We start from the raw sequence: 11,723 nt of genomic DNA on the forward strand, positions 1-11,723 counted from the left end.
GCTCAACCCGTATCGCCGCCCGCGACCGGCAGCACCGTGCCGGTGATGTAGCTCGCGTCGTCGGACGCGAGGAACAGGATCGGCGCGATCTGTTCGTCGAGGCTGCCGTAGCGCTTGAAGAACGTCGATTCCGTGACCTGGCGCACGGCTTCGCCCATCCACGCCTGTTCCTGTTCGCTGTCGCCGGCCGCGTTGCGCGGCACGCGGCGCGGCGGCGCGCTGGTGCCGCCCGGCGCGGTGGCCACGACCCGGATGTTGTGCTCCGCGTATTCCATCGCGAGCGCCGCCGTCAGCGCATTGACGCCGCCTTTCGCCGTCGAGTACGGCACACGGCGGATGCCGCGCGTCGCGTTCGACGAGATGTTGACGATCGTGCCGCCGCCGCGCGCGAGCAGGTGCGGCAACACCGCGTGGCACGTATAGAGCGTCGGCATCAGCGAGCGGCGGATTTCCGCATCGATCTGCGCCGGCTCGAATTCGGCGAACGGGCGCATGCGAATCGCGCCGCCGACGCCGTTGATCAGGATGTCGATGCCGCCGAACGTCTGCACCGCGTGTGCGACCGCCGCATGCGCACCTTCGTACGTTTCGAGATCGGCGACGAATCCGGCCGTCTCGCAACCGGCCGCTTCGGCCGCGACCTCGGCGACGAAATCCGCGCGATCGACGAACAGCACCCTGCCGCCTTCGGCCGCCGCGCGCAGCGCGACGCCGCGGCCGATGCCCTGCGCGGCGCCCGTGACGACGATGACCTTGCCAGAGAATCGTTGCATGATCACGCCGCCTTTGCCGTGACGTTGGGGGTGAACTTCTCGTAGTGGAAGCTGTTCGGCTTCACGCCTTCGTCGTCGAAGTACTTGCGCACCGCGTCGACCATCGGCGGCGGCCCGCACAGATACACGTCGACGTCGCCGTCGTTCAGCGCATCGGCCGGGATGTGCTGCGTGACCCAGCCCTTGCGTGGATGGCTCGACGCGGCATCCGCGATGACCGTCGCGAAGCTGAAGTTCGGCAGTTTCGCCGCGTAGGCTTCGATCGCTTCGACCAGCACGAGATCGAGATCGCGCGTCACGCCGTAGATCAGATGCACCTTGTGCTGCGACCCGGTGCGCACGAGCACCTCGAGCATCGACAGGAACGGCGCGAGCCCGGTGCCGCCTGCGAGGAACAGCAGCGGCCGCTGCACGTCGCGCAGGTAGAAGCTGCCGAGCGGCCCGTGCAGTTCCAGCGTGTCGCCGGGCTGCGCCGATTCGAGCCATGTGCTCATCACGCCGCCGGGAATCTTCTTGATCAGGAAGCTGACCTTCGCGTCGGCCGGCGCCGACGAGAACGAGTACGAACGATGCTGGCCGCTCGCGGGCACGTCGATGTTCACGTACTGGCCCGGCAGGAAGACCGGCGCGGCCGCGCCGACGTCGAGTTCGAGCACGACGGCCGCATCGTTGTGCTGCTCGACCTTCGTGACCGTGGCGGCGAACCCGCTCTGGCCCGTCTTGCATGCGACCGACGACGTCGGCACCGCGATCACGCAATCGCTTTGCGGCACCATCTGGCAGGTCAGCACGAGGCCGCCGTCCTTTTCGTCTTCGGTGAGCGCGTCGTCGATGTAGTCGTCGCCGAGGTCGTAGCTGCCGCTTTCGGCGCGGCACTTGCAGGTGCCGCACACGCCGTCGGAACAATCCATCGGCAGGTTGATCTTCGCGCGGAAGGCCGCGTCGAGAACCTTCTCGCCGGCCTTGCAATCGATGAAGCGGGTTACCCCGTCCTCGAAATTCAGTGCAATCTTGTAGCTGGACATGGCGTCACCTCCACTTCCTTTCATGACAAAACAACGGGTGTCAGACGTGATAGACGTCGAGCACCTGCCGGATGTAGTCGTTCTTCAGCACGATCTTCTTGTACGAGATCAGCAGCTCATCGCCCGCACGGCGCAACGTGACGAACATCGTGCCGAAGAAGTGATCGGTCACGCGGTAGCGGTGGTTCAGCGTATGAAAGTTGTAGCGTACGTCCACCTCGCCGTCGCGTTCGGCCAGCACCTCGACATTCGTCACGTTGTGGCTGGTGCGCGGCTCGGGCGTCGATGCGCCGCTGCGCTCGGTCTTGATCCGGAACACGCGATCCTCGAGGCCGCCGCGGTCCGGGTAGTACATCAGCGAGATCTGGCTCTGGTGATCGTCGGTCGGCCGATCGTCGTCGTCCCACGCGGGCATCCAGTACGTGACGTCCTCCGTGTAGCAGGTCAGCCACTCGTCCCACTGGCGATCGTCGAGCAGGCGCGCTTCGCGATACAGCGCCGCGCAAATGGTCCGGTAATCGAAGCTCATGCTGCCACCTCCCCGCGTTCCTTCTTCAGCGCATCGCGCATCACATGCACCCAGTGTTCGTGCTGGCACACGAACAGCCCTTCATCCTCGCTGCGCTCGCCGGAAATGCGCGGGTTCAGCCCCATCTTCTTCGCGTTCTCGTCGGGCCCGTCGACCCACAGCGGCGCGCCGCGTGACAGGTCGTTCCACATCGCCGTGATGCCCGCATAGCCGGCCTGGCATGCGCGGAACTCCTCGAGGTCGTCGGCCGTACCCATGCCGGTCACGTTGAAGAAATCCTCGTACTGGCGGATCCGCACCGTGCGGTCGGTCTCGCTCTCGCCCTTCGGCGCGAAGCAGAAGATCGTGACTTCGGTCTTGTCGACGCCGAGCGGCCGCACCACGCGGATCTGCGTGCTGAACTGGTCCATCAGGAACACGTTCGGGTACACGCACAGGTTGCGCGTCTGGTTGACGATGAAGTCGGCCTGCACGTCGCCGACGCGCGCCTTGATCTCGTCACGGTGCTGGTACACCGGCCGCACTTCCGGGTTCATCGTCTGCGTCCACAGCAGGATGTGGCCGTTGTCGAACCCGTACACGCCTGCGACCGACTTGCTCCAGCTGTTCGCATCGACGGCCTTGGTGCCGTCTTCCTTGCGGCGGCCCATCGTCGCCGCGTAGTTCCAGTGCACGGTGCTGACGTGGTAGCCGTCGCAGCCGTTCTCCATCTGCATCTTCCAGTTGCCTTCGTAGATGTAGGACGAGTTGCCGCGCAGCACTTCGAGCCCGTTCGGCGCCTGGTCGACGATCTGGTCGATGATCACGCGCGCTTCGCCGAGATACTCTTCGAGCGGCAGCACGTCGGCGCTGAGGCTGCCGAACAGGAAGCCGCGATAGTTCGCGAAGCGCGCGACCTTCTTCAGGTCGTGCGTGCCGTGCGTGTTGAACTGCACCGGATACTCGGTCGTCTTCTCGTCCTTCACCTTCAGCAGCTTGCCGGTGTTCGAGAACGTCCAGCCGTGGAACGGGCACGTGAAGCTGCCCTTGTTGCCGTGCTTGCGGCGGCACAGCATCGCGCCCTTGTGCGCGCAGGCATTGATCACCGCGTGCAGCTCGCCGGTCTTGTCGCGCGTGATCACGATCGGCTGGCGGCCGATCCACGTCGTGTAGTAATCGTTGTTGGCCGGGATCTGGCTTTCGTGCGCCAGGTACACCCAGTTGCTCTCGAAGATGTGCTTCATCTCGAGCTCGTACAGCTCGGCGTTCGTGAAGATGTCGCGGCGGCAGCGGAATACGCCTGCCTCCTTGTCGTCCTGCACGGCGGTGGCGAGCAGGTGATCCAGGTCGGTGGCTTGGTCGATCGTGGCGGACATGTTGGCTCCTCCCATGCGCGTGCCGCGTCCTGCAAGCACGCTCGCATCGGTAATCGGTTGAATCTCGCGGGAACCCGGCCGGCGGCGGCGCATCCGCGCCGCGCCGGCGGGCGGTCAGGCCGTCGCGGCTGCGCGCAGGCGGTGTACGATCTGGTTGTCCTTGCCCTGTACCAGCGGCGTCAGCACGAAGTTGAACTCGATGTCCTGGTACGCATCGGCCTTCATGCCGAGCGCCGTGCCGCCGGTCTTGTCGACCACGGGCGGGATCAGCTCCTCGCGCGTCGCATACGCGAAGTCATCCCAGATTAGCGGATCGCCGTCGATGTTGAACTGCGTCGTCAACTTGCGGTGGTCGTTGCTGTCGACGAAGAAGTGCACGTGCGCCGGGCGGTTGCCGTGGCGGCCGAGGCCGTTCAGCAGCTGCTGGGTCGCGCCCTGCGGCGGGCAGCCGTACCCGACCGGCATCAGCGTGCGGAATTCGTACTTGCCGTCGGCGCCCGTCTTCACGGCACCGCGCAGGTTGAAATCGCTCTGCTTGCCGGTCGGGTCGAAGTGCGAATAGAAGCCGTGCGAGTTCGCGTGCCAGCATTCGACCAGCGCGCCCGCGATCGGCTTGCCGTCGATGCCCGTGACCGTGCCGTGGATCACGAGCGGGCCCGCGCCGTCGTCCGCGTCGAGGTCGATCTTCGACACGCCGTCGCGCACCGGTGCGCCCGCGACATACAGCGGCCCTTCGATCGTGCGCGGCGTGCCGCCGTCGAGGCCGACTGCCTTGTCCGCGGCATCCATCCGGATGTCGAGATACTTCTCGAGGCCGAGGCCGGCCGCGAGCAGCGCCGCTTCGCCGTCCTGGCCGAGCTTGTTCAGGTAGTTGACGCCGGCCCACACTTCGTCGGGCGTGATGTCGAGATCGTCGATCGCCTTGAACAGGTCGCCCAGCAGCCGCAGCACGACCTGCTGCGTGCGCGCGTTACCGCCCTTCGTGCTGTCCGCGCCCGCGTTCGACGCGGCCTTCAGCAGTTCCTGCACTTCCCGGGTATCGAAAACTTTGACGCTCATGATGGTGTCTCCACGTGTATTGGGGGGAATGACGGCCTTTGCCTGGCTCGGGTTATCGCGCGACCTTCGTCAGCCCGTCGCGAGTGAAACGCCTGACCTTGTCCTCGTCGAGTTCGATGCCGAGGCCAGGGCCGTCCGGCACGGTCAGTTCGAAGTCGCTGTAATCGAGCGGCTGCGTCAGGATCTCTTCGGTGATCAGCAGCGGGCCGAACAGTTCGGTGCCCCACTGCAGGTTCGCGAAACTCGCGAACAGGTGCGCGGACGCCACCGTGCTGAACGCGCCTTCGAGCATCGTGCCGCCGTACAGCTCGATACCGGCCGCATCCGCGATCGCGGCGACGCGCTGCGCGGCGAACAGGCCACCGCTCTGTTCGATCTTGATCGCGAACACGTCGGCACCGTGATGCTTCGCGATGTCGAATGCGCTGTCGGGGCCCTGCAGGATTTCATCGGCCATCAGCGCGACCGGGAAGCGGCGCATCAGGCGCGCCAGCGCCGCGGCCGACGCCACCGGCTGCTCGACCAGTTCGCAGCCCGCATCGGCCAGCGCCGGAATCGCGCGAGCAGCCTGCGTTTCGCTCCACGCCATGTTCACGTCGACACGCACCGATGCACGATCGCCGACGGCCTTCTTGATCTCGGCCACGTGGCGGATATCGGCCTCGGGCGCCTTCGCGCCGATCTTCAGCTTGAACACATTGTGGCGGCGCTGGTCGAGCATCCGCTCGGCCTCGGCGATGTCGGTGGCCGTGTCGCCCGATGCGAGCGTCCACGCAACCGGCAGGCGGTCACGGCGGCGGCCGCCGAGCAGTTCGCTCACCGGCACGCCGAGCCGCTTGCCGTGCGCGTCGAGCAGCGCGGTTTCGAGCGCGCTCTTCGCGAAGTGGTTGACCTTCGCGAGCTTGCCGAGGAACGCCATCAGCGTCTGGATGCGCGTCGCGTCCTTGCCGACGATTGCCGGCGCGAGATACGTGTCGATCGCCAGCTTCATCGCTTCGGGGCTTTCCGGGCCGTACGCCATCCCGGCGATCGTCGTGCCTTCGCCGAGGCCCGACACGCCGTCGCTGCAGAACACCTTCACGAGCATCAGCGTCTGGCCATACATCGTGGCCACCGACAGCTTGTGCGGGCGGATCGTCGGCAGGTCGACGAGGCGGGTTTCGATGCGTTCGATGGTGACGGAGGACATGGGGCACGCCGTGTGGGTGAAGTTCTTGAGGCGATTTATACGTCTCGGCCGAATCGAGCGTCCAATACTTTTAGGCGGCCATTTCAATACCTGACAGGTATTGAAACGCGAAAATATCGTCGAAATTCTGCGACTCACCATACCTCATATGACAGGCAATACGACCTGGAAGCCATGCTGGATCGAGGGGAGCGGCCACCCGGGATGGGGGCCGCCAAGGGCTGGCGGTGAAACGGCTGCAGCGGCGGCCGGGGCATGAAAAAGGCCGCTTCGCCGGGCCGCATCAGGGTTTTCCTGATGGGTCGCCGGCGTTGACCGGCGGGATTGGCGGCGCGCCCGATCGTCGGCAACGGTGGCAGCACAACGCCGGGCGCGCCGAACCAACGAACGAGACGCATCGCCGGAACGGTACACCGGCACGCTCGACGGGAACGCGGCTGTCCGGCATCGGGATTCCGCCCGAGCGCGGGGGACGTGCGCCGCAGCAGGCTCATCCGGCAGGCGGCCGCTTCCCTTACGGTGGCGCATGGCGGACGATCCGGCCAACGTCGGCGCCGGCCCCTTCCCGCTCGCGCGCAAGTCGAATATCCGCTGGCACCCAACAATCAAAAAGCATCTTTATTGATTGGAAAATCCCTTGAGTTAATCGATGTTTATAAAAACATGAGAAACATTTTTTAACTTCCACAAACCTCTTGCGCCGTAAAATTTTGTGACATACATTCAGCACGCCATACTAATGGAGACATCACTTAAGCCCTCGCTTCATTAAAAATAACAGCGGCCCTGATCGGGGTTAATTCACCAAACAATACCTGCGGCGCGTAATCGCGCAGGATTTTTCACGCCCATTAAATTCATTAAAAGACGGCAAACAGGAGGTTGCCAAATAGAGGAGACGTATAAAAACTTGCTCGCTTTTTCAAATTCGAACAGAAGGGGTAAAAATGTCGCGTTTACCTGATGCGAATCATTTCGGCCGTCGGCTACCGTCGATCAAGGCCGCCTATCTCGGAGCGGCCATCCTCGCCGCATGTCTCGTATCCGCCTGCGGTGGCGATGACGGCCCGGCCGCTACAACGTCTTCCGCTGCGGCGCCGGCGCCGCTACCGCCTCAAACCACGTCCGCCACCACACCGGCATCGCCGTCGCTGCCGCAACTGGCCGCCGACCAGCCCTACGTCGACAACACGGCCTACGACACGACCGCAACCGGATCGCTACCGTCCGCGACGGAAGCAGCGGCCGTGACGCACCATCGCATTACGCTCAACGGCAAGCCCCTGACCTATACGGCGACGGCGGGCCACTTGACCGTGCGCGATCCCAACACCAACGCGCCGACGGCGTCGCTCTTCTATACGGCGTACACGCTGGACGGCGCGGACGTCACCAAGCGCCCTGTCACCTTCTTCTTCAACGGCGGGCCCGGTTCATCGTCGAACTTTCTCCATATGGGTTCTTACGCGCCGATGCGGGTATTTTCCGCACAAGGCTCGACCGTCTCCGGTCCCAATGACGTCACCCTGGGAGAAAATCCGCAGACGCTGCTCGACAAGACCGATATCGTGTTCGTCGATCCGCCGGGAACGGGTTATTCGGAAGCGATCGCGCCGAAGCAGAACAAGGATTTCTGGGGCGTCGATGCGGATGAACTGGTCAATGCGGGGCTGATCTACCGCTACCTGAACATCAACAACCGCGGACAGTCGCCGTTGATGATCTACGGCGAGTCGTACGGCGGCCCGCGTGTCGGGATCATGTCGTACACGCTGCACGATACGTACGGGATCAAGCTGAGCGGCCTCCTGATGCAGGCACCCGCGTTGAATTTCTACGAAAATGCCAGTTCCAACCGCTACCCGGACGGGTCGGTTCACCCCGCACGGCGCTATCCGCTTCCTGCATTCACGATTCCCACCATTACAATGGCCGCGAAATACTGGGGGGCAATTAGCGACCCGTCACTGGTCAACCTGAGTCTCACCGATCTTTTTCAAAAGTCTGAAGATTTCGTATTCAGCGACCTGAAGAAACTCGCCAATCCGATCGGTAGCGACGGATCGATCGACACGTCCTGGCAAAGCTCGGCTGCCGCGATGACCCAGTCGCAAGCGTCGGTTCAGCCGCTCAATGCACTGCTCGGAAACGGCGTGTACGCGTCGGCAAACAATAGCTACCTCTTCAATCAGGCCGCGACAGGTTCGCCGTCCAGTTCCGCAGACCAAAGCATCACGCTGCGCATGGCCAATGCGATGGTGAGTCAAGTCGGTGCGCAGTCGTTTTATGTGACGAATTTCGGCTTTGTCGCGTCCGTTGATGCGATGGTCAACGGAAAGACGCTCGGGCTTTATGATTTACGCAAGGCGTTAACGGGAACCACGATCCCCGCATCGATCAGCAATTACCTGACTTACGATCCATCCCTTGACGACCTGTCCGCCTATACGCCGATCTTCACGTCGTATGCGTACAACACGCTCAAGTATCAAGCGGTTTCCGGATATCAAGGGCTGAATTCGGCGATCAGTTCTGCCTGGAACAAGCTCACGAGCTATCCGGATGGTTCTCGGCTCCCGTTTCCGGACGCGACCATTTTCATTGCCGACGAAATGGCGATCAATCCGAAAATGCAGGTGCTGACCGCGGCCGGGTACTACGACGGCGTGGTCCCGGCCGCCGCAATCGACTGGGACATGCAATACGTATCGGATCCGAACGGCGGCCAGATCCCGCAATCGCAAATGCAGTCCAACTACACGCGGGTGCTGTACCCGGGAGGCCATATGGCATACGCAGACGACGCCAGCCGTCAACAGATGCACGACACGCTGGTCGGCTTCTATGCGAAGGCAACCACCAGCTCCATTCCGTCGATGTCCCGGTAGCCGCACCGGCGCGCTGCCAGGAACGCGACAGCCGAGCCGATCGCATCCCGTCGCGATCGGCTCGCCGGGCGTCCTGGCAGATTACGCGTCACGACGCGCCGTCGCTGGCCGGATATCCGGCCAGCCGCCCCTCTACCCCATACCCGTCATCCGGCGCCGGCAACCGCCCGAGGACCCGCTCGACCTCCAGCGCGACCGCGATGAGCTCGCGATCGGTGCCGGCTGCCCCATCCAGTGCGAGACCGACCGGCAGCCCGGCCGCCGTCAGGCCGGCCGGGACGGTCATGCCCGGTACGCCGGCGTTGCTGCCCGGCTCGGTATTCCGGATGTAGGTCGAGAACACCGAAGCGGTCTCGCCGTTGAGGATCATCGCGTCGCCCGACGGAATCGGGCACGCGGCGGCGATCGTGGTCGGAAACACCAGCGCATCGGCACCGCTGTCGGCGAGGCACTGCCGATACGCGGCACGCGACCGCGCACGCCGGTCGAGCGCGGTGCGGTACGCCGCTTCGGCGATACCGTCCGGGCCGGTGATATGGCGGGCGATCTTCGCGACGTCCGGGCTTCCCACGTTCGCGACGATGTCATCGACCGACAGCTCGTAGCCGTTCTCGACCAGGTACGCGTGCATCGACGAACGGAATTCATACATCGCGATGACGGCCGGCTCGTCGTCGAAGAACCCCGGATAGTCGTTCAGGTCGAGGTCGACGCACTCGAATCCCGCCTGCTCCAGCTTTGCCACCGCGGCATTCGCCACCGCGTCGACATCCGGCGCGAGGCCACGCCAGAACGTCGTGCGCGGGACCGCCAGGCGCACCGGGCGCGTCGCGCTGCGCGTCGGCATCGACGTCGGCGCGCCGGTGCCGGTGCCGGTGCCCGACAGAATCGCGTCGAGCAGCGCGATGTCCTCGACCGACCGCGCGATCGGCCCGACGGTGTCGCGCGTGCGCGAAATCGGCGCCACGCCAGCCGACGGGTAGCGCCCCACGGTCGGACGGAGGCCGACGGCGCCGCACAGCGCCGCCGGAATCCGGACCGAGCCGCCGGTGTCCGTCCCGAGTGCGGCAGGCACCACGCCCGCGCCGACCAGTGCGCCCGAGCCGCTGCTGCTGCCGCCCGGGATCCGGTTGAAGTCGTACGGGTTGCGTACCGCGCCCGTCACTCGGTTGTTGCCCGATACGCCGAATGCCAGCTCGTGCAGGTTCGCCTTGCCCGCGATCAGCGCCCCGTGCGCCAGCAGCCGCGCGACGACCGGCGCGTGCTGCGGCGGCACGCGGTTGTGCAGCGCCAGCGTGCCGTTGCCGGTCGGCAGGCAGGCGGTATCGATGTTGTCCTTGATCGCGATCGGCAGGCCCAGCAGCGCGTGCGGGGTAGCCGACGTCGCGAGGTCGCGGTCGCAGCGGGCCGCTTCGGCGAGCAGCCGCGCGTCGTCGACACATGTAAAGCCGTTCAGGTAGCGCCAGCGTGCGTGCCGCTCGATCAATGCGTACGCGTAGTCGACACAGGAAAACTCCCGGCGCAGGATCGCGTTCCGGGCTTCGGTGAGCGTCAGGGTTCCCAGGGTGGGCATCGTCGTCGTTCCTCGTCACAGGGGATCGTCACAAGGTAGGACGCGCCGATTTTGACGCCCATCATCACAATGGATGACCCCGGCCGTCGGCCGCGCGGCCGGTCAAGCCAGCGCGGCCGCCAGGCTCGCGCGGTTGGCGACGCCCTTCTTCGCCATCACGCGCCGCAGGTGCGTGCGGACCGTCGGCACCCCGATGCCGAGCGTGCGCGCAACGTTCTTGTCGGTATAGCCGGCGGCGACGAGCCGCGCGACGTCGCTCTCGCGCTCGGTCAGCCCCGCGCACGCATGGCGCCGCCGCAGCAGCGCGCGCCGGAAAAACGGCTCGATGCCGTTCAACAGCAGCTTGTCGCGTTCGGTGAAATCGGGCCGCCCCTGCGCCCGCCAGATGCGCAGGTCGCCGACGTGCGTCGCGCCGTCGAACGCGTAGACGTTGATGCCGTGGTGCATGCCGTCGCGGCACAGGAAATCGTTGTAGAACTCGGTCTGCTCCAGCTCGCGCCGGCTCACCACCTCGTCGACGCAGGTCGCCACGCGGCGCGCGCACAGCTGTGACGTGACCGGATCGACATGCTGGAACCACGCTTCGTACCGGGCGATCTGCAACGGATCGACGTTGTACGAGAACCCGTTGCGCCACAGGCCGGTTCGTTCGTCGCAGTCGAACGACGCGGCGAAATCGGCACGCAGCAGCTGCGTGATCGCGGGCAGCACGACCGTCCTGACGTCGACGACCGGCCCCAGCTCTTCCAGGCGGGCGACGATGTCGCCGAACAGCCGGAGTTCCTCTGGCGTGATATCGGACGCGGAAAGGTTCATGACGGACGGTTCCTCGGCAAGCCGGTGGAGATCATCTGCATCGAGCGCTTCGACGAGGGCTTTCGCGACAAAGGCCCGAACGGCCGCGGGTGCGTCGCGATCCGCCATGTTACCCGGCTGGTCGACGCATTGCGTATCGGATACGACACCTGAACCGTTTGCCCCGGCGCACGAGGCAAGGCACACGTTTTCCCGAGGAGAACCAGGGGGGCGAACAAGGTAAACGTAAATTCCTATCATAAGCCGCGAAGTCATGAAAATTCGCGTGCTTATGCGGAGATCGGTATAAACGGCCTACCGCTTGAAGTCCCGTGCGGCAAACGCCTGGTCGAACTGCCGCGCTCGCTGCACTTCGTCGCTGTGCAGATAGGTCGACGTTGTCAGCCTTTCCCGTTTATCGCACCGTACGACGTGCTCGTTGCGGCCCCGGTCTTGCCTCCGGTCGACCCTTGGGGCGCATCCGCCAGGTGGCGGCAGACGACCCGTGGCGTCACCCGCATTTCGCGTGCGAAAGTC

Annotated in this window: 9 protein-coding genes; 1 reads left to right on the forward strand and 8 read right to left on the reverse strand. The window is 64.9% G+C overall.

Features of this window, described 5'->3' with window-relative positions; translation table 11 throughout:
* Positions 1-2: 2 nt before the first annotated feature.
* From benD to BCO18175_RS09425, 6 genes are all read right to left on the reverse strand, one after another.
* Positions 3-773 (reverse strand): benzoate diol dehydrogenase BenD, encoded by a 771-nt coding sequence (benD, locus tag BCO18175_RS09400; RefSeq protein ID WP_174980350.1) that lies wholly within the window; start codon positions 771-773, stop codon positions 3-5.
* A 2-nt stretch (positions 774-775) separates the two neighbouring features.
* On the reverse strand, positions 776-1,798 hold the full coding sequence (gene benC / locus BCO18175_RS09405) for a benzoate 1,2-dioxygenase electron transfer component BenC (protein ID WP_174980351.1): 1,023 nt from the start codon (positions 1,796-1,798) through the stop codon (positions 776-778).
* Positions 1,799-1,838: 40 nt separating this feature from the next.
* The gene (benB, locus tag BCO18175_RS09410) at positions 1,839-2,327 is read right to left on the reverse strand and encodes a benzoate 1,2-dioxygenase small subunit (protein ID WP_174980352.1); all 489 of its coding nucleotides are present in this window, start codon (positions 2,325-2,327) and stop codon (positions 1,839-1,841) included.
* On the reverse strand, positions 2,324-3,682 hold the full coding sequence (locus BCO18175_RS09415) for a Rieske 2Fe-2S domain-containing protein (protein ID WP_174980353.1): 1,359 nt from the start codon (positions 3,680-3,682) through the stop codon (positions 2,324-2,326). The genes benB and BCO18175_RS09415 overlap by 4 nt, the downstream gene beginning before the upstream one ends.
* Before the next feature lie 114 nt (positions 3,683-3,796).
* The gene (gene catA / locus BCO18175_RS09420; RefSeq protein ID WP_174980354.1) at positions 3,797-4,741 is read right to left on the reverse strand and encodes a catechol 1,2-dioxygenase; all 945 of its coding nucleotides are present in this window, start codon (positions 4,739-4,741) and stop codon (positions 3,797-3,799) included.
* Positions 4,742-4,793: 52 nt separating this feature from the next.
* Positions 4,794-5,930 carry a muconate/chloromuconate family cycloisomerase gene (locus BCO18175_RS09425; protein ID WP_174980355.1) on the reverse strand — a complete coding sequence of 379 codons (1,137 nt, stop codon included), beginning with the start codon at positions 5,928-5,930 and terminating at the stop codon, positions 4,794-4,796.
* Between the two features lie 947 nt (positions 5,931-6,877).
* Between BCO18175_RS09425 and BCO18175_RS09430 the strand changes: the two genes are divergently transcribed.
* The gene (locus tag BCO18175_RS09430; RefSeq protein ID WP_174980356.1) at positions 6,878-8,818 is read left to right on the forward strand and encodes a S10 family serine carboxypeptidase-like protein; all 1,941 of its coding nucleotides are present in this window, start codon (positions 6,878-6,880) and stop codon (positions 8,816-8,818) included.
* An 88-nt stretch (positions 8,819-8,906) separates the two neighbouring features.
* On the opposite strand, the gene iaaH is transcribed toward BCO18175_RS09430, so the two are convergent.
* Both iaaH and BCO18175_RS09440 read right to left on the reverse strand, forming a co-directional pair.
* Positions 8,907-10,391, reverse strand: coding sequence for an indoleacetamide hydrolase (iaaH, locus tag BCO18175_RS09435; RefSeq protein ID WP_174980357.1), 1,485 nt, complete (start codon positions 10,389-10,391; stop codon positions 8,907-8,909).
* A gap of 102 nt (positions 10,392-10,493) precedes the next feature.
* Positions 10,494-11,207: a helix-turn-helix transcriptional regulator gene (locus BCO18175_RS09440; protein WP_174980358.1), complete on the reverse strand. Its 714-nt coding sequence runs from the start codon at positions 11,205-11,207 to the stop codon at positions 10,494-10,496.
* Positions 11,208-11,723 lie beyond the last annotated feature (516 nt).

The organism is Burkholderia lata (assembly GCF_902499335.1).
Taxonomy (GTDB): Bacteria; Pseudomonadota; Gammaproteobacteria; order Burkholderiales; family Burkholderiaceae; genus Burkholderia; species Burkholderia lata_B.

Excerpts from the sequence above, each read along its gene's own strand:
- BCO18175_RS09440 (WP_174980358.1), bottom strand. The coding sequence starts at position 11,207 with ATGAACCTTTCCGCGTCCGATATCACGCCAGAGGAACTCCGGCTGTTC.
- benC (WP_174980351.1), bottom strand. The coding sequence starts at position 1,798 with ATGTCCAGCTACAAGATTGCACTGAATTTCGAGGACGGGGTAACCCGC.
- BCO18175_RS09425 (WP_174980355.1), bottom strand. The coding sequence starts at position 5,930 with ATGTCCTCCGTCACCATCGAACGCATCGAAACCCGCCTCGTCGACCTG.
- catA (WP_174980354.1), bottom strand. The coding sequence starts at position 4,741 with ATGAGCGTCAAAGTTTTCGATACCCGGGAAGTGCAGGAACTGCTGAAG.
- benD (WP_174980350.1), bottom strand. The coding sequence starts at position 773 with ATGCAACGATTCTCTGGCAAGGTCATCGTCGTCACGGGCGCCGCGCAG.
- BCO18175_RS09415 (WP_174980353.1), bottom strand. The coding sequence starts at position 3,682 with ATGTCCGCCACGATCGACCAAGCCACCGACCTGGATCACCTGCTCGCC.
- BCO18175_RS09430 (WP_174980356.1), top strand. The coding sequence starts at position 6,878 with ATGTCGCGTTTACCTGATGCGAATCATTTCGGCCGTCGGCTACCGTCG.
- benB (WP_174980352.1), bottom strand. The coding sequence starts at position 2,327 with ATGAGCTTCGATTACCGGACCATTTGCGCGGCGCTGTATCGCGAAGCG.
- iaaH (WP_174980357.1), bottom strand. The coding sequence starts at position 10,391 with ATGCCCACCCTGGGAACCCTGACGCTCACCGAAGCCCGGAACGCGATC.